Origin of the sequence: Pseudoalteromonas sp. SG44-17, assembly GCF_014164235.1 — a bacterium.
Lineage (GTDB): Bacteria > Pseudomonadota > Gammaproteobacteria > Enterobacterales > Alteromonadaceae > Pseudoalteromonas > Pseudoalteromonas rhizosphaerae.
This window is the reverse complement of record NZ_JACJEV010000002.1, coordinates 1-26,605: the sequence shown is the minus strand read 5'-3', so window position 1 is coordinate 26,605 and position 26,605 is coordinate 1. Positions and strand designations below refer to the sequence as shown.

Here is a 26,605-nt window from a genome sequence, read left to right as displayed (position 1 = left end):
TTAAGCACCTGCTGTAAAATTAATTGACGCGTTTTTGCCACTGATATTTTGCTTATCTGCAATTGGCACTTTTTGCTCACTTGCACCTTGCGTCGCTTTTATTGCACCAAGCGATGCATCGTTACTATCAACACCTTTGACTAAAATACTCGCTCCATGTGTTGTTTCTGCATCACTCAAACTATCCCTCACTTGCACACTCAATCCCCTTGGTGCGGGGCCGCCTGATTGCATAAGTGGCGCAGGTGGGGTGTTTTTAGAATTGGAAATCATCGGGTCACCTTGGCGTACAGCGGGTTTACCTTCAATTAATACATTAAACGAGCCCATGATAAATTCAGCTTCACCGTCGTTTTTCTTACTCGCGACGCCTTTTTTATCACCAGGGGAGTCACCTGAGCTTTGTGAAAAAGTGCTATTTATATTAGCGGCGCCATTGCCATTGACTTTTACTGAGCTGGCAACATCTGTAACGTCACTTGATTGCGCTTTATTTGCGTATGGAATTGGTACAACGCTAGTCCCAATTGTGGTTAAGCAGACATCCACCGTCATAAGTTTACCGCCACTATCTTGATGTACAGCGGTGCGACCATTTATCAGCACATTTTGCCCCGATACAGCTTGTACTTGTGGTGCTTGTGAAGCTGTATCTTTAATAAGCTGCTCTTGGTTACCGGCTTGCCAACCTAAATGCGTTGATACTAAATCTAAGAATGCTTGCGCGTTACTAACGGGTTTATTTACATCCATATTAGTTTGCGGTTCATTCCATGGCAGCCTAGGTTCGTTTTTTTGGCTATCCCATTGTGGCGGTGGAATAATATAATCAGGTATAAAAATATTTACCATTTCACCGAGGGTTTTCTCGCGGTATTTTGGCCTGGCAATCTCAGCTAAAAAGGCGGCGTCACCACTGGCTTTATCTTCAAAAATAGCGATACCGTTAGCTTTACCTAGCGCACCATTACTGCGGGCGCTATTGTTAAGCCCTAGCAATGTTGAGTTGTTATGTCGCCATGTTACTGAGCCACCGGTGCGCACATCAGCGCTCAGCGCATCAATATCATATTGTACGCTGCCTGTTTGTTTGCCTGCTGCGGCGTTAATATAAGGCATTATTTTTCACTCCTTGAAATTTTGACTAGCTGCTCATTAGGTGCATTAAAAATAGCAAATACCTGCTCAAGTGAGCGCGTAAGCGGGTTGCATAAATAGCTTTGTGCTAGTGTAAGTGCCGCTAATGAGTTTGCATTACCTTGATGGCCTATCGTCGTTGCTAACTCTGCACACTCAATGAGCGGCTGGCCTTTTTTGTACAATTTTTGTGTGTAAGCAAACCATTTTTTTTGCCAAGTAAGTGATTGTTCGCCCGCAAATAAATAACGGTCTTGGCTGGTGCAATTGGCCTGTGCTAATTGAGCCGTCATTTGGCCGTCATATAATTGCGCGGTAAGCTTGCCTTGCGGGTGTATTAACAGTGCATATCCACCTTCGCCATATATAACGCCCGGTGGGCCGTTTAATACTTGCACGGTGCAGCGTTTAGCTTGTTCACTCACATATTGATAGCTATTACATGAATCCACAGCGATTACTAAGGTGTCGTTGTTCATGGTGGTTAAGTCACATGTTGGCATCTGTGAATAGGCGGGTATTTGTTCTGCAATACACTCTTGGAGTAGCTCAGCGAGTGTTTCATCGCTTATCAGTGGCTGTTTAATTTCATCAACGGGCAGTAAAAATACAATTTGGCTAATGCGGTTTGTTTGCCTTAACGTGGCTATATCAACTTGCTCAAGTAGGTGCGAGAGCATTAATAAACAGCGCGTGACTCTATCGAGTTGCGCAAGTTCGTCTATTTCAACAAAAATATACGGCGCATCTAAACTAATATCACATCGAATTAATGCTTTACTTGGTTTAGAAAAAAGCATTTTATTAGCCACTGCAGTATACAAGCTGCTTGATGTACAGCCGGCAGCATTAATATGATAAAGACTGTCAAAAGTAAGTTGTTTCATATTAATTTTCTTTACCGCTATTTTGTTCTGAGGCAACGAGTATTTGACTATTTGCGCCTACTTTTTCAAGACTAATATGACCGCGCCAAAGCAGAGAAAAACACTGGGCGTCGGAATCAATTACTAAGGTGTCGCAGCGCATGGTTAGCCGCTCGCGGGCTAGTGTATTTACCACTTCCACAATAGGTTTTTGGTACGGCAGTTCTATACGTTGTTGTTGTCCGTATTGTTGTAATGGATAAAGCCCTGTTAACTGACACGCCCAGCCTTTGCCAAACTCGGCTGCAACTTGCTGATCAATGGGCGCTGTGTTGTATAAATCTTTTGGCTGTGTTGTTTTAAACGGGTAGTCTCCCGCCATAAGTGCTGTTTCGTCTATTTCTGGTAAGCGTTCAACTCGTGGCGACCAATGGCTTGGTATGGCCGAAAAGCTTGCGACCGGTGTGCTGTGGCTAGGTTTTCTAAGTAATGAGTTAGCGTATTCAACACTGGGTAACTGCTGGCCGACCGCGTGCTTATTTTTAAGTTTAAAACCACGGCCGATTGGGTTTTCTAAGAACGTGTTGCTCTCGTTATTTAGCTCTTTGCCACCAAAAGCCTGCATATAATTGAGTGCCACTGGGGTAATAATATCTGGATCTGTAGCGACTGGCCCAAGCAACGAACGTCGCCAATAACGCGCTCCGGTTACACGTAAACGCTTTTTAAACAAAGGTTGCGAAGGCGAATCAAGGCCCAGCTCAACCTCAATAACGCGCGCGTCTTTTCCTTTTGGCGGATAAGCAGTGCAATTACCATATACTTCAAAGCCATACTTAAAAGCCACCTGCTCGTTTACTTCACAAATCGGTGAGCTGTTAGGATCGCCTTGGTAATCATCAGCAATAACAATCTCAGGGCCGGGTTCAATGGCTGTAACGTTGCCTTGCTCATCAAACTCAAAGCTTTGTTTAACCACCACTACTTGACCTTCAGTACTGTCTTCTAACCAGCCGCTAAACGTGCTGGCTTGCCAAGGAGAAAGATTATGAAGCATGAACGTTCTCCACTTTTTCACTTAACAGTAATTGCCACTGCGATGCACTTTGCTGGACATGAAATAAACCACATGCACTTGTTAAATCAAAATGTGGGGCAATAACACGTTGTACTAAAGAGCCTGCTAATTTAGCGAGTTTTTGTGCGCTATTGGCTTTGGTAAAACTAATGCCCATTAAAAGTTGCTCACCTGCTTGCATTGCAAACGCTTGCCTTACGTGCTCGGCATCATCAAGGTTAATGCCGCTTTGCGGTTTTACTGCATTGTTATCACTGACGACTGACATTTTTTCAGCTTTGGCAAGCGGCCTATCTGTTAATGTGAGCCACGCTGCATAAGCACTTGGTTGTGTTACTGCGATGGTCATTAAATCCATCACTAATGGCAGCGCTTGTTTATAAACAAAATGACTTAATACAAACGAGCAGTGCTCTGGATTTGCTTTGCAAAATAATGCACAGGGTTCGTACCAACGCGTGTCATTAAGTAAACCCGCTAAAGCGAGTAATTGTGCTTTTTGCTGTTCATCTGCGGTTTTTGCAAACACTTTAAATAGCTTATCGCTTACATCGTCATGCCCTGCACAATAACTATTTACTAACGCAGCAAAGGCAATCTCAAAATCTTTGTGTAATACCGCTGCGAGTAATTCACTGGTTGTAAGAGGTTGTGAAAATAATAAGGTTTTAACCACGTTTTGGGGTTTTTCTTTGCCTTCAAGTACACTGGTGCGTAGCGCTTTTAAATCGTTAAGCTGCCAATGCTTTAAATTATGTTGAAGTAATTCACACTGCGCTAATTGCTCACTGCCTCTTAAGCTATGAAAGTAGGCAGTAAAGTCATCAATAGCAGTAATGAATAAATCAGCCGCTATTAAACGATATACTTCACTATGTTCGCTATTTTGCTGCGCAAGTTCACACAAAGCCTGCCATGTTAACTCGCTTACTTGGGTTAAGTTTTGCGCTGAAAAATAATCTGTTGGCGCTTCGCCTGCCAACTCACTTAAGGTATATAAATGATTGAGCATTTGCGTGTCGATCACGCTAAAACGTGCCAACGAAAACGCCCCTTGCTGCAACAGCTTTTGCCGGTGCTTTAACAAGGTGGTGAGGCGCTGATTATGAAGTTTTACTTTATATACAGGTGCGAACATAGTGCTAATTAAGCCTAATTGGCCAGCCAGCCAAGGTAAGGTCTTGCTCGCTGTTTGCTGTAATATCTTGCCCTTCAAGCACGATAGTGCCGTCTGCATATACCTCAACACTACCCTTGGCCGTTTGTAGGCTAACACTTTGCTGGGCTTCAATAACGATATGCCCTTGCGAATTATTAATTTGCGCGGCAGGTGCTTGATCCGCTTGCGCTAAGAGCGCCGTTACAATAAAGCCTTGTGCGCTATGTACAAGTAATACATTAGCCCCTACTTCAGCGATGCTGACATGTGCGCCTTGCGCAATAACTTGATGTTCAACATTATTAATTAATACCGCTTTTACACGGCCAAAACTGTCGACACGACTCACACACGCTAAATGTTGATCGTGATTGAATATACTTTGGATCTGAGCGCTCATAATAAACTCCTTTTCAACTAGTTATTACTAATTGCACTGCCTTTCACGGCGATATTACTGGCCGATAAAGTAATACTTGTCGCATCAATGGTTAAGTTACCACCGGCATCAATTTCAATACTCGCACCGCCTTGACTCAATTGCAGTGATCCTTGACCATCCGCTTTAATGGTAATATTTGCGCCGCTACTAATTTCTATATCGCCATTGGGGGCTTGCAGTTCTAAATTGCCGTCAACCGAATATGCGCTAACATCTTGTTCACCTTGTAATTTAAGCTCTTGATCCGCTTTAAGCTCTAAGCTGCCATCGGTTGCTTCAATACGTGTGTTTGAGGTGGCTTTGAGGGTTAAATCTGCCGCCGATGTTACTGTGATATCCCCTTCGCGGGTTTGCATTTGCAAGTTATTCTCTACCCGCGTAGTAAAGTCATTGGCAACCGTAAAGGTGGCGTCGTTTTCAGCAACAAATTGCAGATTTTCTTTCGCTGATATTTTTACATCGCCATCTACAGACTTAAGCGTTGCTTGATGGGCGCCATTGGTGGCATCGAGTAATAGTTGGTTTTTATTATTTTTATTAGCAAGGCTAATTTTTTCTTCGCCTTTTTTATCATCCATTATTAAACTGTGGCCAGCTTTAGTAACGAGCTTATTCTCGGTCGGATTTTGGCTGGTAACTGGGTTAGGTGCATTTTGGTTGTATAACGCACCTAAAATAATGGGTCTGTCTAAATCGCCATTTTCGCCACAAACTAATACCTCAGTACCTTGTGTAAGCGGAAAGTGCATGCCATGACCACTGCCACCATAAGGTTGCATTAAGCGTGTTGGGCGGCTTTGTTGGCCTTCACCATCTTGATTAAATGGCAGTTTTACTACGTAATTACCATCATCATCAATTTCTTGCTCTACTAGTGCGTTAAAAGTTGCAAATACACGTCTTTCTGGAAGTAACTGTGCTTTAAACTGTTGATCCGATGGGACCAAGTACGCCTGATTTTTATAAGTTAAGCCTTTTACGTTAGCGCCATATTCCACACCCGCTTGCTGGCTACCTTTATGATCAACACGCACAACCAAATATTGGCCATTATGATCTGGATGATCATAAATAGTTAAAATCATTCCTGGTCTAAGCGCCCTGCAATCACTGTCGATAATCAATTGCTCTCGTTGACAATCAAACGCTTGCTGACGCGTTTTAGCAAGCGTATTGCCCTCGCCAGAAGTTGCATAGTTATTACCATAATGACTGTCTTCACCAAATCCTGGTTGCGAAGCGCTATTTTGCGCCGATACCTGTAAATTACCTGGTGCGCGGTAGTTATAATCGTTTAACGCAATACTTTGCGGCTGAAGTTGGGCTTGGCGACTAATTGCGAAGATTGTTTCGCTAGTACGTACTTGCCCAGATGGTGGCACATAACTTAAGTTTACTTCATCAAACAGAGCCGCAATATCTTTGCTGCTATTGCATACTTTAAAAGTGCAATCCGCGTCAGTTTGCTCAACAAAACTATAAACAAAGCCATGTTTACGCATTAAACGCGTAACAAATTCATAATCAGTTTCGTTATATTGCACTGTCATATCGAGGCTAGGGCCGCTGGCTTGCATGCTGAATTTTTGCATTGGGAAGCCCGCTTTATTAAACACACTTTTAATAATGGCAGCGGGATCCATCGCTGTAAAAACACGATTGGAATGTTGATGCTTAAGTAAAGTTAAATAAGAACTCAACACTAACGTGTAATGATAACCTTGGTGACTTTTACCATGGGCTACAAAACGACTTAGTAAACCTGAGATAGTCCGATCTGTCATAGACCACACCAAACTCAAACTGGCATCTTTACCTAGCAACGTTTGCGCAGTTAAATGTTCCTGACTCAATACTTGAATATTAAATTCATAGTCTTCACATAAGCTATCATTAATTGATGTGAAGTCAGTTACCTGCACCATGCCATCAGGTAAGCCTTGTATACTTACGCTAAAATGACTGGTATTCGCTTTATGTTCACTAAAGATGTCCATAAGTCCCATTTTCAATCCTTTTTTATCTATTAAATTAGGCGTTATCGGCAAATATTGCGGTGATTTCGTCTTGCTCATCAACCGTTAACGTTAAAATATCTGGCATATCTTCTTGCGCCATATATTCCAAAATAGATTTAGCAATTCCCGGTAAAATTTGTCGTTCAATCACTGCATTTACCATCCGAGCACCGCTGTCTGAAAGCTGGCATTGCTGAGTTAACTTACTCAATACACTTGCATCAACACGCAGTTGCATTTTATGATTTGTAGCAAGACGCTTAGCAATCGCTTCTAGTTTTAAACTAACAATTGCTTGCAGTGCATCTTGATCAAGCGCTAAATAAGGCACTACTTGCATGCGTGCAAGTAAAGCTGGTGCGAAGAATTGTAGTAACTGTGGCTTAATTAATTCACTTAACGCACCAATTGACGGCACTTGCCATGGGCTACCATCTTCATTAATCGGTGCATCCGTTGGATTGAGTGCGTCATTAATGGCTTGCTGCTGCTCAGTCGGTTGTTCTACATCATCGTCTTGCTCTGGACTCAAATCGATCACTGTTGGTGGTGTGCATGCATCAATTAGCTCTGCTGAACCTAAGTTAGACGTCATGATGATCACGGTGTTTTTGAAGTCAATTTCACGGCCTTCACCATCACGCATATTGCCGCGTTCAAATACTTGATAAAACATGTTAAGCACATCTTTATGCGCTTTTTCTACTTCATCAAGCAAAATTACTGAGTATGGGCGCTGTCTTACCGCTTCAGTTAATACACCGCCTTCACCGTAACCTACATAACCAGGAGGTGAACCTTTAAGCTGCGATACTGTATGCGACTCTTGATATTCACTCATATTGATAGTGGTTAAGAACTTCTCGCCACCAAACAATTGCTTAGCTAAACAGCGGGCTGTTTCAGTTTTACCAACACCGGAGGGTCCGGCAAGTAAAAAGACCCCTAACGGTCCTTGTTCATTACTGATCCCCGCTTTGCTGACACGTAATGCTTGCGCAATTTTTGCCATACCCGCTTGCTGCCCGATCACTTCTTGACCAATTGCCGTTTCTAAATTAATGAGGTTACTGATCTGATCTTTAACCATGGCACCAACAGGTACACCGGTCCACTGAGAAATTATTTGTGCCACTGCATCAGCGTCTACTTCGCTAAATAAGCCATTATCTTGACTGTTTTGCTCTTTTAAAGTTTGGCGCAAGCTAAGTAGTGCAGCACTGTCTTGTTCGCTTGCATTGGTTGCTTGTTTAAATTCGTTGATCTGGCTTAAAGTAGCAATTTGTGACTCGCGGGCACTGGTTAATGCAGCAAGTTTAGCTTGTGCAGTATTTAACTCTTGCTGTAAGTACAATAACTTATCCATATCGACAGCTAAACCTTGCTCGCTTTCACTGGCAATACTGGCAATCCGAGTTTGTAAATAATTTATATGCTCTCGCTCAGATTCAATTGCAGCTGGATCAGTTGCAAACGACATTCTGACGCGAGCTGCTGCTGTATCAAGTACGTCAATTGCTTTATCTGGTAACTGACGACCTGTGATATAACGAGCTGACAATACAACAGCCGCTTCAATGGCATCATCGGTAATTTGGATATTATGATGTTGCTGATATTTATCTTTTAAACCCGCTAGCATAAGTTGCGCAGCTTGCTCCGTTGGCTCATCGACTTTGATCAGTTGAAAACGACGCTCTAATGCGGCATCACGCTCAAAGTACTTTTTATACTCACTCCAGGTGGTTGCTGCCACTGTGCGTAATTCACCTCTGGCAAGAGCGGGTTTTAATAAATTAGCCGCATCGCTCATACCTGCATCGCCACCCGCACCAATTAAGGTGTGTGCTTCATCAATAAACATAATGATCGGCGTGGTTGAGTTTTTAACTTCGTCAATTACTGTTTTTAAACGGCGCTCAAACTCGCCTTTAACACCTGCGCCAGCTTGTAATAAGCCCATGTCTAAGACTAATAAACGCACACCTTTTAATTCATCAGGTACTTGACCATCAATAATACGCTGTGCAAAACCTTCTACTACGGCGGTTTTACCGACTCCCGGATCACCCACTAAAATCGGGTTGTTTTTACGACGACGACATAACACATCCACCATCATGCGTATCTCGTCGTTTCGCCCGAGTACAGGATCAATTTTTCCTTGCTTAGCTTTTTCGGTTAAATCTTCACAATATTCATCAAGCGCGCCGCCACCTTCACTTTGGCCATTATTTTGCGTTTGCTGAGCTGTTTTTGCCTGTGGGTTTAAACGCTCGCTTGAGTTTTGACAAATTTTATCGAGGTTTTCGGCTAAAAAGCGTGAGTCAATTTTATCTAGCAACGCTGGTAATTGAAGCACAGGGCTATAAGGTAATAGCTCCGTGAGTGCATCAAGCAATGCAGCACCGTTGATCCAATTACTTTTATGCTGCACATTAGCGCTCAACCATGCGCGTTCTAACCATTCATATAAACGACGAGAAAACACCGGCTTACTTTGGTTACCCGCAGGTTGACGATTTAAAAAGTCAAGCAACTCATGCCATACCGCATCTTGATTAATATTAAAAAAGTGAAATATTTGTTCTAAATCGCCACTACTGCCCTCTTCCATCAACTTAATTAGTAAGTGTTCAGGCAGCACTTCAAAATGACTACGACTGCTAGCAAACCCTGCAGCAGACTCAAGCGCGGTCGCGGTATGGCCATTTAGCTTGTCGATAAGTTGTTTAATGCCTTTTGCATCCATTGTTTTGTCCTTAAATCTGGTTTCTTACTAATGTTGATATTGAAGATGGGTATAGCTGTGTACGGTTGTGTTTGCCGCAGCACTACCTAAATAACTGTTGTGTCCAAGTATTAACGGTGACACACCGATTGCCTGTTGCTCTACAGCTTCGTTAGCCACTTTGATTTGGCATAACCACTGCACATTATTTGGTAAGTGAGTGCTTAATAACGCCGCCATTTTTTTACCTTGCTCATGCAAAGGGTTCAAACTAATGGCAGTTTCACTGTCTACAGGGCCGATGGCAATTGTTAAAATACTGCCACTTACTAATACTTTGCTACCTAATACCGCAGAACCACCGAGTACCATCTGAGCATCATCACCAAATGTACTTGGGGCATCAATTGTTTGCCAATTAGCGCGGGTATCGTCAACATGCAGCTCTTTCACTGCAAGTGTATGTTTAAGTAATTGAGTTAAGCCTGCTGCACTGGTTTGTTTTAAGCTGGCAATGCCGCATTGTACTTTTTGATCTGTTTTTGTAGATAAAATGGCTTCTATTAAATGATCAAATTGATCTGCACCACGTCCTGCAACATTGATTTGTGACTTTTTCCACGCCTGAAAAAGTTGGCAATATAAAATATGATTAAACATATCTAAAAATTGCCGAACCCTGTCACCACTTTCGTCATCACTTGCTGCTTGCTCTAACAGGTAATGTGGCATTGGCGCATCAACCCCATACAAACCCAAGAATGACGTTGATAAACTGAGTCGCCCGCGTCCTTGGTTATCTAAGCTACACGCACGTACATCGGTTGCTGGAAAGCCAAGCTCTTTATAGGGCTTAAACATCACCCGCTCACTAATGCCTTTGTCAAGTTCGTGAGGCGTTGCCCAATGCTTTTCAATTAAGCTCATCGCTTTAAATAAATTAAACTGCCAAGGCTTAGCAATTAATTGTTCAATCGGTTTGGGCAATTTAGCCCAAACGGGATGCTTTATGGCTGGTTCATGCACACTCATAATTGATAACTCTTGCCCGGCTCAATATCCCAACACCAGGTTTTATAGCTAGGAATAGCATTAACGCGAGTCTGCACACTTTCATTAATTGGTGCGTACATTAAAAAGAATTGGTGCAACATATTACAAAAATGATAAAGATCGGCATCGCACACAAACTTACTCTCATCGATATCAATTATTACATCTACACCTTTAATAAAAATTCCACGCTTTATTTGGCTGATCGGAGTAGCCGTTATTTTTTGAATGCTCTCAATACGCAAGCGATTCTCAGCTTTTTGCGACCAATCAAATAGCACTAATAAACGTTTAAGCTCGGTTACTTGAGTTATTTGGGAAAACTTAACATTAAGTAAGCTGATCAGCTGCCAATGTTTTGGTTGTTCTGGGCACGGTAAATAATTAGTAGGCCTAATAACATTCTCAACCTCGGCAATACTTGGCATATCGCGCCCGCCAATATTTAAATCACCTTCTTGCAGTAGTTGCCGAGGCCAGCCTGCATTAAAAGCAGTTAAATCAACAGATAGTGTTTCTTTTTCATCATTTAAATTGAAAGGCAACTGTAAGTAATGAGTTGGTGCAGCTGCACCCACATCTTTAGTTAATACGGTAAATAGCTTTTTCTCATCTTCAAATACACTTTGATAACGAGGTGTATAATCATAGGTTTTACCACTGAGCGAGTTGCGCCCCATTACCGAATCGACGGTGTAACTGAAAATATGATCGGTACGATTTTGATCTGCTGTGATCATATAGTCGGTACGATTGGGTTCGATTCTGATTGGCTCTGCCGCTTGGGAAAATAAATTAATTGCAGGCACGCAGTTTATCAGTAGGTTTTCACGGGATAATTGGTGTCCGGGTGGTAATTTACTTGAGCCACGAAAAACTATTTCAAAGCGGTCTATATGATCTGCAAACTCAACGTCTTGCAAACCTGTAAAAGTTAAAAAGTAAAAACGATCTTTGGCATTAAAGTAATCTAGTAATAATGCATAGCCTGGATGGCTTTGCTCAGCACTCGGTAAAAGAGCCCCATCAATATTTAAATAACTGGCACTGCAACCTTTTACTTTAAGCTTTTTATTATGCTCAAAATGCGCAGGGCCAAAATCAAGTTCAGCATGTTTCTCTGCCGTTTGCAGCAGCTTAAATAAAGAGCTACATAAAGGGGTATCGCCGCGTAAATAAAACTGCAAGTTTGATAAGTCATAATTTTTACGCTCACCTTGGCATACAAAACGTAAACCAATGCGCAGCTCTGCACCTAAATGTGATTCTTGATAGCGCACATGCTCAACATCGAATGGTGCTACTGTTAGATTATGCGTGGTGGTAAAAGTAATATTTTTATGATCAACTACCGTATTATCCGCTTTTAATGTGAGACCCTTTTCAATCATGTGAGTCTTTTGCATTGCCAGCTTAGGGCTAAATTTCACTACCGTACTCGAAGGGTAATAACTAAGCAGAATAGGACATAATTGACGCAGCACTTGCTCTGACACTTCTGGTACTGATTCATCCAAGCGTTTTTGTGTGTGCGCAGTTAAATACGCCATACCTTCGAGTAAACGCTCGATATGCGGGTCGCGATCTTTTAAGGCATCAATATTTAACATGCCCGCATGCTCAGGATAATGTTGTGCAAACTGTTTACCGGCCTGCGTTAATAAACGCATTTGAGCATCAAAATATTGCTGCATTAAAATATCCTTTTCATTGAAATATTAATCACCATTTTTAGCGTGCTGCATTACATCAGCCTTACCGCCTGATTCAAACCGCGTGTTTAACTTAATACATTGGCCACTGGTTAGAAATGCTTGAATATCCAGTCGGATCACGCAATTTTCTTCACGTATTTCCATTGGAATAACATTGGCATAACGCACTCTTGGCTCATATTTCTCAATCAATTTTTTAACCTCAAACGCCAAAGTATGTTGCGAATAAGGCAAACCTTCGTAAATATCTTCAACATCGGGCAAACCATAATCAGCCAAATGCTTTAACACCCCACGGCGAGCATTAAGCAGCTCATTAAGATGGTTACAGACACTATTTTGCTCATCAGTCTGAAAACCTTGATGTCCATTACGAATGACAGGTTGAGTTAAAAAATCGAATAACGCCATGAACTTACCTCTGATAAAAGGATATGCTTGCGCATATCCTTTAAAAATTCCGACTTATCGACCTTCAGTCCAAGAGTCAGAGAACTCGATGTTGCCATCAAGGTATGTCCAAGTAATGCGCTTATAACGTAAACATACTGTTTCAAGGTGCGGATAACGCTCCTTGTCTAAGTCTTTTACGTTGTGCATTGTTGGTGAGATTGACGTAATTTTTACATCTTCCAACTTGTGGCAGAAATACTCACGCTCAGTCCCTGTGTCATCGATACGGTACCATTTAAGCTCAAGTTGCTTAAGTGTTTGACCGTTCGAGCACGCTTTATACAGATACGGTGTAGCTGCATCTACCGCTTTAGTAATTACAAACGGTTCATGCTTACGTGTACCTGTAAGTTCACCCGTGTCGTTATCTGTAGGAATGCGAAGTTCATGATCAAAGTGTAGGATCTCGATTGAACCTTCACGCTCTGCAACAGTTACAGAACCTTTGATGTCATTACCTTGGTCATCCTTTAACCACATATACGCTGGAATTGCCATTTCATTATTCTCCTTTTAGAATGAAGTGTTTCCTGTTAGTTGGCATTGGCATAAACAACCATGTTTATGCCCCCCAAAAAGCCCTCTGCTTCATGCCACTGGGGAACATGTCCCAAGTTGGATGCAACCAACTTGGGGCAATCTTTTCCATCTACATTTTTACACCAACCAGCTACTCACCAAATTGACGTATTTACACTTTAAAAGCCTGCGTTAAATGCGTTTCATCGGCGGCTTGGCAGTTCATTTTTCGCCAGGCATCTGCCCTACTAGTGCTAAGCGCACATCAATACCTTCCACTTGGAAATGTGGCACTATGTACGTACTAACACGGTAATAACCTGGGTTACCCGGAATTTCAGCAACAGTCACTTTGGCATCTTTTAATGGATGCGTTGCAATTAACGACTCATCAGGGTTATTCATTTTAGTAACTAACGCACCTAACCAATCGTTAAGCTGCTGCTCTAATTCATGGCGAGGTTTACTCGAACCTATGTTTTCACGCTGCAACACTTTTAAGTAATGCGCAATGCGCGATACTAAGAAGATATACGGTAAACGCGAGTTAATACGTGCGTTTGAGGTTGCTTCTGGCGTTTCAAGCACTTGTGGCTTTTGCGCACTATTAGCTGAGAAGAAACACGCAAAGTCTGAATTTTTATAATAACTAAGTGGAATAAACCCTTGGTTAGCAAATTCAAGCTCTTTAGTCTCTGAGATCAATACTTCTGTTGGGATCTTAGTTTCTGAGCCTTTACCTGCTTCGAATGAATGAAGTGGTAAATTCTCAACTTTACCGCCCGACTGTGGGCCACGAATGTTAACTGCCCAACCATTATCATGGAAACTGCGAATAATATTGGCGGCAAAAGCAAACGTTGCGTTACCCCATAAATAGCGCTCATGGTGTTCACTGTTTACATCTTCTTGGTAGTTAAAGTTACGCAGTGGATTAGTTTCACCATACGGTAAGCGCAATAAGAAACGTGGGAACGCTAGGCCGATATAGCGTGAATCTTCTGATTCACGGAAGTTTTTCCAACGTAAAAATTCAGCACGCTCCATGTACGAACCAATATCTTGAATTTTAGATACTTCATCAAGTGAGTCTTTCAAGAAAAACTTAGGTCCTACGCTGCCCATAAATGGGCAGTGCGCCGCAGCTGATACGCGTGAAATTTCTTGTAGTAATGAAACATCTGGCGCTGAACAATCAAACTCAAAGTTCGATACCATAGTCGATACCGGTTCGCCACCTGGGGTGTCGTAATCTGAGGTATAAACATGCTTGTACAATGCTGATTGCGTGGTATCAGGTGCTTCTTCAAAGTCATCACGCAGGGTTTCTTTATCAACGTCGAGCATTTCGATTTTGATGTTGGCATTGTTTGGCGTGCGATTAATTAAATAACGCAATGAACGCCAAGCTGATTCCATTTTTTGGAAGTTTGGATTATGTAAAATCTGGTCTAACTGCTGTGAGATAATCGTATCAACTTTCGCAATATAGTCATCTAACAACAACTTATCGATACGCGTAACTTCTTGGCCGCTGCTGCCAGCCATATCTAAAAATACATTGATTGCCGCTGTTAAACGCTCATTCGCACGGGTTTCAGCAAGGTTGCTGGCATCACGAAAAGTGTCTAATTTGATCTCATCTGCAACTGGGGCAATATCGACCAAGTTACAAAGGCTTTCGTAGGTTGATACCGGAGCTTGCTCAATTGAATGAGCTGCAACGTTTAATTGTTCTTGCATTGACATGGTAACGTCCTTATTCAGTAACTGGGTGTTTTTCGTCTTCAGAAGCAAGCGGGGCAATTTCATCCAGCTTAGCTTTTAACTCATCAAGTTCTGGCTGGTTTTGTAATACCCGCTCTAGTTCTTTACGTAATGATGAGTTATCCAAAAGATTCGATTTCAAGTCACGCAGTAAGTTACGCATTGCCATCATTTTATTTAACTCAGGTACCTGTGAAGCAACTGATTCTGGATCAAACGATTTAAACGAATCAAACTGTAAATTCACGTTGATCTCGCCATCGCCTTTGATCTTATTAGCAACTTGAAAGTTTGCCTTTGGTGCCATATCTTTTAACACTTGCTCAATATTATTTTTATTGATTGTTACGCGTTCACGCTCAGCAAGGTCTTGGGTATTTAAACCATTAGAGTAATCACCAATTACCAGCATTTTTAGTGGCAATTCGCTTTTTTGCGATGCGCCATCAGTATCAAGCTCTAAAGAGATATTGATCCGAGCTCTTGGGATCTCTTTTTGAAATGTATCTGTCATGTTTCTTCCTTTGCAGTTTGTATCAATTCCAATTAACCTCGACCCATTAGTCAGGCTCTTGTAACTAAATCCAAGCTATTGCTTGAGCCGGATTGGTTACCATCATTCGCTGACTAATTTGCTTAGCAGCTAAACTCATTTCATCACTTTCTGCCAACGACAGATTGGCGTAACATTGCTTGGCAAAACGCCATACTTCCATGCAAAAATGTTGTTGCCACTTCGCTAATTGAAAAGTTTCAATTTGCTCAAGTAATTCGGTTAAAATTGCCAAAGCGTGTTCATAATGCTCCGCTTTAAGTAACAACTTGGCTTTTAATAATTGGCTTTGTGATTGGTCAAACCCGGTAGGGGTACTTAATTGCTCAACCTTGCTAAGCGCAGCACTGAGTTGTCCTTGCACTACTTCATCAGCCAATAAGCTATAATGTTCATCAAAAATATTGCCTTGCGAATTATTGCTTGCTGGTGTTTGTGCATTGCTAATTTCAAGTAACGTTTCTTTATTGGCTGGGCTGCATAACCCTGTGCCATCGTCGTACTGTAAATGAGTTAAAAGCGGAAACTGACTAGTTAAATTAATCAATTGCTGCTCAAGCCAGTAACTTAGCTTGCCTTTATTTAATTGTTTTAACGCACTTAATACCAACATTTGTAAGTTGAGATTAAATTGCATCGCACCTTCCATAAATAAGCCTTCAGCAAGCATGAGTGCCTGCTCTGGTTGTTCACTGGCAAGTGCATTTTCAATCGGTGCAAAAGCCGCAGCTCTTGGTGCTGGTAAGCGTGTTTTACCATTTTCATTAGCCGGTATTTTCAGCCCAGACCAACGTGCAGCACGTGATAATTTAATCACCCGCTCGATGTTATTTTGTTCTTTATCAAAATTCAGTAATTCACGAATAGCTGATAAATAAGCCGTGTCACTGCTGAGATCACCAACCGTAATACTTGCAACTTGACTTACAGAGCTGTGCACTGATGATGTTGAATTTGTTGCCGGTGTACCGTCGCTTGGTGCTTGTTCAGTATCGTCTTTACTAACAACTGACGGCTCGACTGCCTTTGCAACTGGGTTGCGTTTCATTTGCTCGTCAGTCCACTCGTTTAAAGTAGATAAAGGACCTGATTCACTATCTAATAATGGTACTGAGTGTTGGTTGTAATCGGTTAATACCGCATCTAGTTCGGCCCATTGTTCTGCGGTTGCCGAATGACTTTGCGAAATCCCTTTTAGACGTTCTTGTTGCTGTAAAAACCAGGTATTTACAGCACTGCGCATGCGCTCTTTAAGTGGGTGTACGTCGTTGCTAAAATCAGCCAATATCTTATTAAACAATTTGATTGAACTAATTAACCCCTGCACCCCAAATTCACTGGTTGCAGCTAAGCATAAGTAACTAACAATACGTAAATCTTTACTCTTATTCTGTAATAAGTCAGTTGCTTGAATAAACATCACTTTAAAATCAACCTCACCAACACCCGATGAAGATGCTTTGAGACTTTTAAATGTTTCTTCGTATTTTAAATCTTCGCCACACGGCAAACCTTGCAATGGTGCAGCAAGTTCATCCAGCCATAGTTGCCAGCTATTGTGAGTATGTGGTTGCTTTAAACTCATGCTTTACACCATCGTCTTAGTGCATCGTATACACTTACGTTATCCATATCGGCAAAATTAATACTGTAGTCACTTGGCACTTTGCTCAGTGGTAAATTCGTCAAATCAATAATTTGTGTTGATTTGTCTTCATTTAACCAAATCGAGCTAAAATAGGATGCCGATACAGGACGACAAAACACCGTTAAACTAGGCGCATGATCTTCACACCCTAGTTGATAAAAGAACCACGGTTGCCAGTTGTGATCAGCAACCACAGATGCTATTAAATGCAGCCAAAACCCAGCGACCAAGGCGCTCTCATGACTAAACTGTGGCATTGGTAAACGAATACCAAATTGACTGCGTAGACAGCCTCTATTTGCAATCGACTTCAATACTGCAGATAGTTCTTCAATTAATACAGCACGCTTATGCACATCATTCATCTGGAGATGCTGCCACAACACACTCATCGGTATCATGCGCAGTTTATCTAGCTCTTGATTTAAATTTGGTTGCTGCTTCAACGCATCAGCAACCTTGTTATAAGCATGAGCTTGTTCCGCCATCGCATCAATTGATGGCGCTTCTTTAATGCGATCATTCACACCAATTAAGTGCTCAATCACATGACTAGCATATAAAAACAAAAATGCTGGATGGCGTTTATAAGTGTCTAATCCGCTATGTATAAAAGAGCTAAAAGGGTAAAAACGGCCACTACTATCTTTACTTGGTTGTAAAATACCAAGCAAACTACTGTCTTCACTGTTCCCAGATACAAAAAACAACGATTTAACACCATTAAGTACAGCAACATTATTCGCCTTTCGACCACGATTAAGGTGAGCAAATCCTTCTTGTAACCAATGATCAAATGCCACTGATTCACGCGATGAAATATTTAACTTCACAAAATCGGGTCGTACTGGTGTTTTCCCCATATAACCGTAAGAAAACTGTTTTACTAGTAACGGCGATTTCTTTTTAGAAAATAAATTAAACATAACCGCCCCTACTGTACCGAATTATTATTCGACTGCGCATATTGCGGCGATTTCGAAAACAACGAGTTCGGTAAAGCAAACGAAGTCAGCATATATTTTGAGAAAATACCGCTATTACGCCCTGATTTTAAGGAAAACTGTACTGTTAATTGCTGTTCTGACTTATCGGTTAGTTCCCATGTAGCTAAGAACTCAGTGCCTTTTATCCATTTTACATTAGCATTATTAAGCACTTTAAGTAGCGCCCACGGACCATCTTGCTCAATCGAAATTCGATTGCCTTTATTATCTAAACCATAAAGAATCGCTTTTTCTGCAGCACCACGACCAGGCCAAGAAAAGTTACGCCACTCCTCCGGCTCATTACGATAGCGATAACCTTGCTCTGAAAAGCCTAAATAAGTTTCACGAATGCCTCTTTGTGGTACTGGCATCATCTGAAAATTAAAGCCCGCAGAATCTGCGCCACTAGTAAATAGTGAACGTGTTACTTTATTTGCTTTTGTTAAACCATCGAGTAATTCTTTACTAAAGCCAATACCAACACCATTCCACTGTTTTTCTTCCCATACGCCACGACGTACTTTCATAAAAGGTTTCAGTTGAGTGTTAGTAAAGTTCCATAATATGCCCGACTCAGTGTTTAAAAACTCCGATACATCAGCAATCGCGGCATCAGGTCCATTTAGGTTAAATGGGTACTTTCCTGCGATGCTGTTGCTGTACATTGTATAAACTTGGTTTTCCCACTCTTCATTTAACTGGCTTCGTGCTTTGGCCATAATTGTGGCTATACCCGCTTGTAAAGGCGCTTTGAAAAGAGTATCCAACGTTTCTTTTGTTTGTGGGTCTAAAGCACGTGTTTGGCTTTCAATGATGATCCATGAAGACTGCAAAGCATTGGTTTGATTATTACCTGAGAGTAAATCTTGGACAAAAATCATAGCTTGGCCATCATCTTCATTACTCGCCGCCATCGCTTTTATGTCTGAGTGGATGCTGCTTAATGAACTAATGTACTGGCCCATGTAATCAGAACTGCGCTTATTATCATCGTTTTGTGTAAAACGGCGTAAATCAGCAAAGCGAGATTCCAGCTCTGGCGCTCTAACCGTACTCATTTGTGAAAAATCAGGGCTGTTAATAGCTTGTTTAGCTAGCTTTCCTTTTGCTGCTTTTTTCTGCGCAACGTCGGCAGCACCGGCAACTAAGGTCGCAATTTTGTCATTATTCGCGGTAACGGCTGAAGGTTCGTCAGCAACCATTATGTTATTGTTCACCAGCATCATTAAATCTATCAATGGGCCATCGTTTGATGAAAGGCGAGCAAAATCAATACTTGCATCGTTTAAGTCTCTAAATGCTGGGACTTGAATACTATTTAAGAATTCGAACCAAGTATTACCGTAATCCTTAAAGTAATAAGCACGCATTGCTTTGGCTAAGGACTCAGCTTGTGCTTCATCTACAGCATTTTGCCCTTCGTCATTACTGGTGCCCATAACCCAATCGCCTGAGAACACTAACCGTGAAATACGTTTAATTTCAGGATATACATATTCTTGCCAACCAGCATTGGTATATACATAAGGAATTGCATAGCTACTTTTTAATACATCACGGTTATTAGCCGACATAAACTGATTAAGCTGTAATGCTTTTTTGCGCTCAGCAAAGCTTGTTATCACTTGCTTATACAGAGGCTCAGCTTCAGGTTGAGTATTTAAACTTTCGCGCGCAGTATAAATTGCGGTTTCATTTGCTTGCCAAAAATTAATCTTCCCAGGATGCTCTAGATCAGTACCTAAATTAGCTAAGTACACATCTAACAACGCAGTTAATTGACTATAAATGGGTGTATCTTGTTGCGCTGTTAAATCAATATTAAAGTGATTACTAATAAAACTAAGTAGCTGCTGTTTAGCAAATTCATCATTTTTATGTTCGGGGTGTGTGCTTAGCATTAAATGTAATTTAAGTGCTTCGTAATAAGGTTGTCGAATACCTACGCGTGACTCCGGCTCATCAGAGTTCCAACGACTTTCATACTGTTTTAATTGTGCTAACACCTGTTTTTCAGCAGGAAGTGTGATCAATTGGTTTAACTGGTTAAATAATACATTCGCGACACTTTGAGTTGTTTCGTCACCTTCGTAAATACCAAAAATAAAATACCAAGGTAAGCTTTCTTCATAACTTACAAGCTCCTGATAATGCTCAAATAATGCAAGTGTTGCAGCTAGCTTTTGATCCGCCTTCGCCTTATTTACATTAACTTCAACCACCGCTTTCACGCGTGCTTCGCCTTGGTTAAGCAATAACTGATTACTGGTGTATGAGGTAATCAATAACGCTGTAATCGCCGCTATTGAGGCAAGCCCCGTGGTTACAGTTAAACCTTTTAACCAACGACCTACTAAGCGCTTTTTACGATTACCCCGAGTTAAATCTTGTAGTTTAAAAACAACATCATTAAAAACGCGATTAATAAAATAGCTTTGGGTGATTGTTTCTTGTTTTTGTTCAACCACAACCGCGCCAAATTGATCGCGTACACCGTTGGTGATTCGCTCAATTGGTGTGCCCTCTTGTGTACCTGAGGTAAAATACACGCCTGCAAACCAAGGAACTTCTTGGTACGGATTCGCTTTAAATAGCAAGTTTACAAATTCGGTTAGTTTTGTTGAGGCCGATTTAAACTGATTAGGAAAATCAAGGATCAACTGTTTACGATGCTCATTTCGTTCACGGGCCACTTTACTTAAACGTTGCTGGCACAAACGTTCGTATAATTCATCCATTCTGAGCTCGAACATTTCAGCCGGATCGGTTTTTTGATCTTCACTAATATCAAGTAAATATGCGCCCCACACTTGCTCGCGCTCTTTTTCAGATAAGTCATTAAAAAAAGGTTCAAAGCCACTAATTAAATCGGTTTTTGTGAAAGTGATATAAACAGGGAAAATAACACCTAGTTGCGTGATCAACTCTTCAATACGTTCACGGACTAACTTTACATGCTGGCGAATTTCTTCACTGTCAGAGGTTAAAACATCAGCTACACTAATTGCGACCATTACGCCATTGATAGGTAATTTTGGGCGGTACTTTTTCAGTAAATTTAAAAATGATAACCACTCTTTGTTTTCTGATTGCTCAGTTGTGTAACGTCCTGCGGTGTCAATTAAGATCGCTTGATCTGAAAACCACCAATCACAGTTACGTGTGCCACCAAAACCTTGAATATGCAGTTCGCTAGAGTTTGAATACGGAAAATGTAATCCAGAGTTAGCAAATAAAGTACTTTTACCGGTCGCTGATGGACCAATGATCATATACCAAGGTAGTGCATAAAGAGCGGTATTACCACGATAGCCAGCGCCTAAGTGCGATGCTTTTAATGAGCCTAACGCTTCTTGCATTTTTTCTTTTATTTCATCAAGCTCAGCACTTGAGCCCGCATTGTGATTTGCAAGTTCAGAAGCTAACTTATCGCCAGAACGCTTAGTCCATAACCAACGAGTAAAAATAAATAAAATGAATACCGCCGTAACTGCTCCCATAGCAATCAGCTTTTTATCAGTCGTGTCTAAACCCACCATGCGCCCAGCAAACCAAACAATGCTCAGCACTGCAATTAGACCGATCAACTGTCCTGTGGCGCGAGATGACACTAAGCCCAGTAAAAAATGCACTAGGCCACTTTTATTTACTCTTCCTTGCATGGTATTGCCTTATCGTGTCTCGTTGGTTTTATTCAATTGAGTGAGTACTTCCACCTGATTACTTATGGTTTGCGTACTCTGTGTAGCCTGCTTGTTGATCACAAAATGAAAGCCTGCAAATAGGGAAGCGATTGAGCCTAAACAAATCGACAGAATAACCCAATAAGGGACATTACGACCGACTTTCATAGCAAACCCTTCAGCAGGTACGCCATTATCAGAAAGCAGTGCATTAGGCGTGCCTTTGACATCTTCAATTTGTGCACGAATGTCAACTATCAAAGCTTTAAGCTGTTCTATTCCTTTAACTTTATAGATACCTTCAAAACCCAATTGCAAACAAATATAGTACACTTCTAACGCCGCAAATTTATTTTCACCGCCAGTACGCAAAGTCGCTAAACGCTCAAAAAACTCTTCACCTGCACGGTTATTGCCAAAAAACTCTAACTGCAGCGGTCGTGACATCCAGTCCATACGAAAATGCGCTCCGGAGCTCATTACAAACTCATCGCACATTGCAGTAAGAGCAAATTTTACTTCTTGCATCACACTAGTCGTCACTTGTTGGGCATAACAATTACGCTCAAACTCATCAAAACTATTTAATAACTGATCACGAAAATCGTTCAGCTCAAGATCGGTTGATTGCTTGAGCTTTAATGGCGATAACGCATTTATAACCGGTGATATACAGGCGATTAAATCTTGTTGTTGTGATTGTTGTTGCATCATTTCACCTAACTTAATTGCGTGCGACAGTAACTATTTCGATTTGCGCAGCTTGCAAACCAAATGGAATAAATAAACTTAACGACTGCTCTTCGATTATTTGCTGCCAAATGTAACCATGTGATTCAAGACGGAAATATTCATATCCACTCTTTATTGCTAATTTATTTGGCGGCCGTTGGCAGTGAGTTAGCTGAACACCTGCAAGGGCTGATGAAATCATAATATCGAGTTTTTCAGTTGCGCCAACTTTAACTTGGTCGCTAAATGTTTCAATCCACTTGGTATCCTCAGCTTCAAAATAAACCGCTAGATAAAAGTCGTTATGCTCAAAAATTGCTGAGTCAATAGTCGCAACCTGATGAATAGCATTGGAAATTTTTTCAAGTTTAAGGCCAGCCATTTTCTTAGGCACAACACCTTCAAGTAGCTTAGTTAGCAACTCATCTAACTTACCAAATACATGGCTGAGTTGTTTATGCTGATAAGGAGGGACTTGGTTTACTAAATCACTGTGTTCAAACATCGATACAGAGCTGATCAAATCAACCAATTCACAGTACAAACGCTCTGGATGAACTAATGACAAACTTTTTAAATGATCCAACCGCTTTGCTGAAGGTGCCATCGCATTAAGTAATAAAAAGCTATTCATCTCGTTTGGACCAAAGTCAGTCACTGAACCAAAGTTTTTCCTGCGACTAAGCAACACATTGACTTTCGCATTCACTAAATTTGCGGTGCGATTTAATAGCTCAGTTAAATATACCGAAGCACTGATATTTAACAGTGGTGGTACAAAGTGTTTATTAACAACAAAAGAGCCGTCTTCTGCGCGGACTATTTTCAAACACGCTAAAGTATCAAAATAAGTTTTTACATCACTATCTGTTAGTAATATAAATTTAGGGTGCGCTATCAGCACTTCACGATTACGTGCAGCATCATGATCATCATTTAACTCAATATAGTCTGCATGATAGGCACTGAGCTGACCGGTTGTTGCATAACCTTCAATATTACTAACGATTTTATTGGCAGCAATCGCGATGTAAATAATCACTTCATCTAGGTTAGGATCTAATTCCAGCTTTAATTCGTCATGTTGTTGGCGATCAAAATCAAGTAATCGACCATTTTCAAGTAACAATTTGAAGCTAGTAATTTTTAATAGCCCACGTGATAACGCTGACTCATCAATTGCAAGATGCTGGATACCAAACACCAATGGAGAAATAAGTCGCTGTCTTACAATTTGATTTTGCTCATGATACTCATCAAATAACTGAAAATGGTGTTGTGCTAATAATACACCTTCAGCCCAGACGGGTTTTACGGGGGCTTTAGTACTCATTACTGTGCCTCATCCACGTCAGGCAACTGCACTTCATTATTTGTGATCAGCACATCTAATGCAGTCGATAATTTAACCGGACCATCACCTAGTTGATAATACGTTTTCCATTTGTCTCCTTGGCGATCTCTGAATAACGCAACAATTGCCACAAAACGAGCATTTTCAGCTTGTTCAAAAGCGATCGTTGTTTTTTCGGCAGGATTAATAGTGCGTTCTTCTAACGTGATCAATGAATTTGCTAATACTGATTTATCTGACTTCCAAAGTTCTTCAAACGTCGCTGTTTTAAAGCTCTGAATATCAGACAATTGATACACTCTGAGAACCACTGGAAGTGCTTCATCAAATTGATTTAAATTTAAATTATCTGTTGCTGTAATGTCTAACTCTACATTAGTGCTCATGCACGCAGTGAGTGACATTAACAGCACAGCTAAGATTACTTTATTTATTGCAAAACGCATTTAATACCTCATTAGATATTTTAAAATTGATTATTCAGTTTTTACAAAGGATCTCTTCATAAACAGGGCAAATAACCCTGTTAAAACGCACTGACGCACAATCTGACCAGCGATTGTCATTTAAAATTCTAGAAAAAAAACCTGAACTTTTATTTTCTTGATTTTCAACAGCTAGAGACTTGATGACAACATGATCGATTGAAGATATTAATTTAGAATTTAAAACTATTAACTCTTGAATATAACTAGATATATTTTCATTAATTAAAATAATATTTCCATCGTTCTTTGGAGGATTATTCAAAAAGAAGAAAAACTGATCTATAACAGATTCAGAAAAAACACGATGTGCAGGAATACCTGTTTGATCAAGTAAAGAGGAGATGTTACAGGTTAGAGACCAAGCCAAGGAGTAAAGGCTATCAACCTGATTTATAAAATCTTTTTTTCTCATTTTATCATCCTTGATTTAACATAGTCAGCTTAAAGTTGCACTAACGCGGTAATTATTCAGTCCTTAGAATTAGCGCATGATACAAACATAATTGTTAAAATGTCAACCGAATTCAGTGCGAAAATACAACTATTTCTAACTTAAAGTTGTTCCCAATAAAAGCGACCACACCATATAATTTTAAAAATGAACACATTATGAACCTATTTGCATATAATCTAAATATCGTTGATTACAAATATTTCATTGATTATCGCTAGATTAATGTGTATTTTTACACGCATTATCGACCAAGGTAGCAAAAGGACAAGGAAATGTCTAAATCACGATTATTGTTAGATATTAATAATAAAACAATGAACGTAACTCAGGTAAAGGGAATTGAACGCTTAAATAAAAGCTTTGAGTTTGACCTGATTTTCGACACCCTCACTGATGAGCCTTTAAACGATTTATTATTACAATCGGCCTTAATTACATTTGTAAATAAAGACAATTACTATCGCCACCAAGCAGGCCTCATAACACAAAGCACCGATCTTGGGTTATTCAATAAAAAACGCCGCTATCATATCGTCATTAAAGATCGATTGAGTACGCTAAAAAACACCTCAGATAGCAAAGTATTTATCGGGGTTAATTTAAAAGATGTTTTACACTACCTAGCATCACAAGCCGGATACTCTCAAGGTCAAGTAGATTTCAGAGTTACCCAACCGTTTGCTGATATGCCTCAGTGCGTACAAGCAATGGAAAGTAACTGGCAGTTTTTTCATCGTTTACTGGCTTCCCATGGTTTATTTTATTGGTTTGAAAGCAAAGACTCGGCTGAAATACTGGTGATAAGCGACAGTAATTTAAATAGTCCCTACCTTGAGCGCGGCGTTTTAGAAGTTACCAGTAGCGCTGGAATGAATAACCAACACAGAGAGCAATTTGTTGGCTTTATGCATGCTCAACTTACTGAGTCTATTTATAACAATACTGCAAACAGTGCAGCCTATGGGCAATTTAATACCATTGCCAGCAATAGCCAATCATTCTTTGAACCCTGTGCGTTATCGCAATCCGCCGCAACTAATCAAGCACAAAATTTTAGTAATGCACTAGCGAGTTTAAATAAAGTTATTAGCTTAACTGGTAACGTATGTGATTTATTTGCGGGATGTTCGATTTCATTAAGTGATAACACCGGCATTGGTAGCAGTGGTGACTTGCTCTGTATCGCAGTCGAGCACTACAGCGAGCAACCAAGTGACGAAAGTAGCCATGAGGGTTTAACTAAATACAGTTGTACAGCGCAATTTATTGAGCGAGGCACCCCCTTTAAGCCACTCCCTATTCCCCATCAAGCAAAACCGATGGTATTCCCTGCGAAAGTAGAATCACTGACCGGCAATGCATTTATTGATGACAACGGGCAATATCGAGCCCGCGTTGATTTTGACAAAAATGCCAGACCACTAACGCAGTCAAGCCCTGCCTTGCAAAAGTTAGCTCTGTATGCATGCCAAAACCAAACTCAGGCCACTGGATGGCACTTTCCACTCGTCGGTGGTTCAGAGGTACTAATAGGCTGTATTAACAACGACCCTAATCACGCCTACATTATGGGCTTTGCACTAAATAGCGATCAACCAAGCGTAGTAACCGCCGCCAATCCAACGCATAACCGATTATTAACCGCAGCCCACAACGAACTACTATTTGATGATGACGACAATGAGCCAAAAGTTATTTTACAAACCCTTGCCAGTGAACATTACTTTGAGCTAAACGCCAAACAGTCTGGCCGCCAATTCATAGAA

21 protein-coding genes are annotated in these 26,605 nt (G+C 40.9%); 1 reads left to right on the top strand and 20 read right to left on the bottom strand.

Annotated elements, in window-relative coordinates; translation table 11 throughout:
- The 20 genes from H5182_RS01640 to H5182_RS01545 all read right to left on the bottom strand — a co-directional run bounded on the left by H5182_RS01640 (position 1) and on the right by H5182_RS01545 (position 24,797).
- Positions 1 to 1,119 carry a DUF4150 domain-containing protein gene (locus tag H5182_RS01640; RefSeq protein WP_182759388.1) on the bottom strand — a complete coding sequence of 373 codons (1,119 nt, stop codon included), beginning with the start codon at positions 1,117 to 1,119 and terminating at the stop codon, positions 1 to 3.
- On the bottom strand, positions 1,119 to 2,024 hold the full coding sequence (locus tag H5182_RS01635) for a hypothetical protein (RefSeq protein WP_182759387.1): 906 nt from the start codon (positions 2,022 to 2,024) through the stop codon (positions 1,119 to 1,121). The genes H5182_RS01640 and H5182_RS01635 overlap by 1 nt, the downstream gene beginning before the upstream one ends.
- Position 2,025: 1 nt before the next feature.
- Positions 2,026 to 3,060 (bottom strand): DUF2169 domain-containing protein, encoded by a 1,035-nt coding sequence (locus H5182_RS01630; RefSeq protein ID WP_182759386.1) that lies wholly within the window; start codon positions 3,058 to 3,060, stop codon positions 2,026 to 2,028.
- Positions 3,050 to 4,219, bottom strand: a complete 1,170-nt coding sequence (locus tag H5182_RS01625; RefSeq protein WP_145242475.1) for a hypothetical protein — start codon at positions 4,217 to 4,219, stop codon at positions 3,050 to 3,052. Before H5182_RS01625 ends, H5182_RS01630 begins: the two co-directional genes overlap by 11 nt.
- Before the next feature lie 4 nt (positions 4,220 to 4,223).
- Positions 4,224 to 4,640: a hypothetical protein gene (locus H5182_RS01620; protein WP_182719402.1), complete on the bottom strand. Its 417-nt coding sequence runs from the start codon at positions 4,638 to 4,640 to the stop codon at positions 4,224 to 4,226.
- A 17-nt stretch (positions 4,641 to 4,657) separates the two neighbouring features.
- Positions 4,658 to 6,679, bottom strand: a complete 2,022-nt coding sequence (locus tag H5182_RS01615) for a type VI secretion system Vgr family protein (RefSeq protein ID WP_182719407.1) — start codon at positions 6,677 to 6,679, stop codon at positions 4,658 to 4,660.
- Positions 6,680 to 6,713: 34 nt separating this feature from the next.
- Positions 6,714 to 9,452 carry a type VI secretion system ATPase TssH gene (gene tssH / locus H5182_RS01610; protein WP_182733906.1) on the bottom strand — a complete coding sequence of 913 codons (2,739 nt, stop codon included), beginning with the start codon at positions 9,450 to 9,452 and terminating at the stop codon, positions 6,714 to 6,716.
- 27 nt (positions 9,453 to 9,479) lie between these two features.
- Positions 9,480 to 10,463, bottom strand: coding sequence for a type VI secretion system baseplate subunit TssG (gene tssG / locus H5182_RS01605; RefSeq protein WP_220491355.1), 984 nt, complete (start codon positions 10,461 to 10,463; stop codon positions 9,480 to 9,482).
- Complete coding sequence (gene tssF / locus H5182_RS01600) at positions 10,460 to 12,178, bottom strand: type VI secretion system baseplate subunit TssF (protein WP_182759385.1); 1,719 nt, start codon at positions 12,176 to 12,178, stop codon at positions 10,460 to 10,462. Before tssF ends, tssG begins: the two co-directional genes overlap by 4 nt.
- Before the next feature lie 24 nt (positions 12,179 to 12,202).
- On the bottom strand, positions 12,203 to 12,610 hold the full coding sequence (tssE, locus tag H5182_RS01595; protein WP_145242485.1) for a type VI secretion system baseplate subunit TssE: 408 nt from the start codon (positions 12,608 to 12,610) through the stop codon (positions 12,203 to 12,205).
- A gap of 54 nt (positions 12,611 to 12,664) precedes the next feature.
- On the bottom strand, positions 12,665 to 13,150 hold the full coding sequence (locus H5182_RS01590; protein WP_007584479.1) for an Hcp family type VI secretion system effector: 486 nt from the start codon (positions 13,148 to 13,150) through the stop codon (positions 12,665 to 12,667).
- A gap of 243 nt (positions 13,151 to 13,393) precedes the next feature.
- Entirely contained in the window at positions 13,394 to 14,920 is a 1,527-nt protein-coding gene (gene tssC, locus H5182_RS01585) for a type VI secretion system contractile sheath large subunit (protein WP_145242487.1), read from the bottom strand.
- A gap of 10 nt (positions 14,921 to 14,930) precedes the next feature.
- Entirely contained in the window at positions 14,931 to 15,452 is a 522-nt protein-coding gene (gene tssB, locus H5182_RS01580) for a type VI secretion system contractile sheath small subunit (protein WP_145242489.1), read from the bottom strand.
- Between the two features lie 64 nt (positions 15,453 to 15,516).
- Positions 15,517 to 17,076, bottom strand: coding sequence for a TssA family type VI secretion system protein (locus tag H5182_RS01575; RefSeq protein WP_145242491.1), 1,560 nt, complete (start codon positions 17,074 to 17,076; stop codon positions 15,517 to 15,519).
- Complete coding sequence (tagF, locus tag H5182_RS01570; protein ID WP_182730835.1) at positions 17,073 to 18,065, bottom strand: type VI secretion system-associated protein TagF; 993 nt, start codon at positions 18,063 to 18,065, stop codon at positions 17,073 to 17,075. The genes H5182_RS01575 and tagF overlap by 4 nt, the downstream gene beginning before the upstream one ends.
- A gap of 8 nt (positions 18,066 to 18,073) precedes the next feature.
- A complete protein-coding gene (gene tssM, locus H5182_RS01565) occupies positions 18,074 to 21,790 on the bottom strand; it encodes a type VI secretion system membrane subunit TssM (protein WP_182759384.1) in 3,717 nt (1,238 codons plus the stop codon).
- A 9-nt stretch (positions 21,791 to 21,799) separates the two neighbouring features.
- Positions 21,800 to 22,525, bottom strand: coding sequence for a type IVB secretion system protein IcmH/DotU (gene icmH / locus H5182_RS01560; protein WP_257326852.1), 726 nt, complete (start codon positions 22,523 to 22,525; stop codon positions 21,800 to 21,802).
- A 10-nt stretch (positions 22,526 to 22,535) separates the two neighbouring features.
- Positions 22,536 to 23,876 (bottom strand): type VI secretion system baseplate subunit TssK, encoded by a 1,341-nt coding sequence (tssK, locus tag H5182_RS01555; protein ID WP_145242497.1) that lies wholly within the window; start codon positions 23,874 to 23,876, stop codon positions 22,536 to 22,538.
- The gene (gene tssJ / locus H5182_RS01550; RefSeq protein ID WP_145242499.1) at positions 23,876 to 24,343 is read right to left on the bottom strand and encodes a type VI secretion system lipoprotein TssJ; all 468 of its coding nucleotides are present in this window, start codon (positions 24,341 to 24,343) and stop codon (positions 23,876 to 23,878) included. The genes tssK and tssJ overlap by 1 nt, the downstream gene beginning before the upstream one ends.
- Positions 24,344 to 24,377: 34 nt before the next feature.
- Positions 24,378 to 24,797, bottom strand: a complete 420-nt coding sequence (locus H5182_RS01545; RefSeq protein ID WP_145242501.1) for a hypothetical protein — start codon at positions 24,795 to 24,797, stop codon at positions 24,378 to 24,380.
- A gap of 314 nt (positions 24,798 to 25,111) precedes the next feature.
- On the opposite strand from H5182_RS01545, the gene H5182_RS01540 reads away from it, so the two are divergent.
- Positions 25,112 to 26,605: type VI secretion system Vgr family protein (locus H5182_RS01540; RefSeq protein ID WP_182759383.1), on the top strand; the 1,494-nt coding region annotated here is incomplete at its 3' end.

What these genes read in the sequence shown, in the direction of transcription:
- H5182_RS01640 (WP_182759388.1), bottom strand. Translation starts at nt 1,119, where the DNA reads ATGCCTTATATTAACGCCGCAGCAGGCAAACAAACAGGCAGCGTACAA.
- H5182_RS01635 (WP_182759387.1), bottom strand. Translation starts at nt 2,024, where the DNA reads ATGAAACAACTTACTTTTGACAGTCTTTATCATATTAATGCTGCCGGC.
- H5182_RS01630 (WP_182759386.1), bottom strand. Translation starts at nt 3,060, where the DNA reads ATGCTTCATAATCTTTCTCCTTGGCAAGCCAGCACGTTTAGCGGCTGG.
- H5182_RS01625 (WP_145242475.1), bottom strand. Translation starts at nt 4,219, where the DNA reads ATGTTCGCACCTGTATATAAAGTAAAACTTCATAATCAGCGCCTCACC.
- H5182_RS01620 (WP_182719402.1), bottom strand. Translation starts at nt 4,640, where the DNA reads ATGAGCGCTCAGATCCAAAGTATATTCAATCACGATCAACATTTAGCG.
- H5182_RS01615 (WP_182719407.1), bottom strand. Translation starts at nt 6,679, where the DNA reads ATGGACATCTTTAGTGAACATAAAGCGAATACCAGTCATTTTAGCGTA.
- tssH (WP_182733906.1), bottom strand. Translation starts at nt 9,452, where the DNA reads ATGGATGCAAAAGGCATTAAACAACTTATCGACAAGCTAAATGGCCAT.
- tssG (WP_220491355.1), bottom strand. Translation starts at nt 10,463, where the DNA reads ATGAGTGTGCATGAACCAGCCATAAAGCATCCCGTTTGGGCTAAATTG.
- tssF (WP_182759385.1), bottom strand. Translation starts at nt 12,178, where the DNA reads ATGCAGCAATATTTTGATGCTCAAATGCGTTTATTAACGCAGGCCGGT.
- tssE (WP_145242485.1), bottom strand. Translation starts at nt 12,610, where the DNA reads ATGGCGTTATTCGATTTTTTAACTCAACCTGTCATTCGTAATGGACAT.
- H5182_RS01590 (WP_007584479.1), bottom strand. Translation starts at nt 13,150, where the DNA reads ATGGCAATTCCAGCGTATATGTGGTTAAAGGATGACCAAGGTAATGAC.
- tssC (WP_145242487.1), bottom strand. Translation starts at nt 14,920, where the DNA reads ATGTCAATGCAAGAACAATTAAACGTTGCAGCTCATTCAATTGAGCAA.
- tssB (WP_145242489.1), bottom strand. Translation starts at nt 15,452, where the DNA reads ATGACAGATACATTTCAAAAAGAGATCCCAAGAGCTCGGATCAATATC.
- H5182_RS01575 (WP_145242491.1), bottom strand. Translation starts at nt 17,076, where the DNA reads ATGAGTTTAAAGCAACCACATACTCACAATAGCTGGCAACTATGGCTG.
- tagF (WP_182730835.1), bottom strand. Translation starts at nt 18,065, where the DNA reads ATGTTTAATTTATTTTCTAAAAAGAAATCGCCGTTACTAGTAAAACAG.
- tssM (WP_182759384.1), bottom strand. Translation starts at nt 21,790, where the DNA reads ATGCAAGGAAGAGTAAATAAAAGTGGCCTAGTGCATTTTTTACTGGGC.
- icmH (WP_257326852.1), bottom strand. Translation starts at nt 22,525, where the DNA reads ATGATGCAACAACAATCACAACAACAAGATTTAATCGCCTGTATATCA.
- tssK (WP_145242497.1), bottom strand. Translation starts at nt 23,876, where the DNA reads ATGAGTACTAAAGCCCCCGTAAAACCCGTCTGGGCTGAAGGTGTATTA.
- tssJ (WP_145242499.1), bottom strand. Translation starts at nt 24,343, where the DNA reads ATGCGTTTTGCAATAAATAAAGTAATCTTAGCTGTGCTGTTAATGTCA.
- H5182_RS01545 (WP_145242501.1), bottom strand. Translation starts at nt 24,797, where the DNA reads ATGAGAAAAAAAGATTTTATAAATCAGGTTGATAGCCTTTACTCCTTG.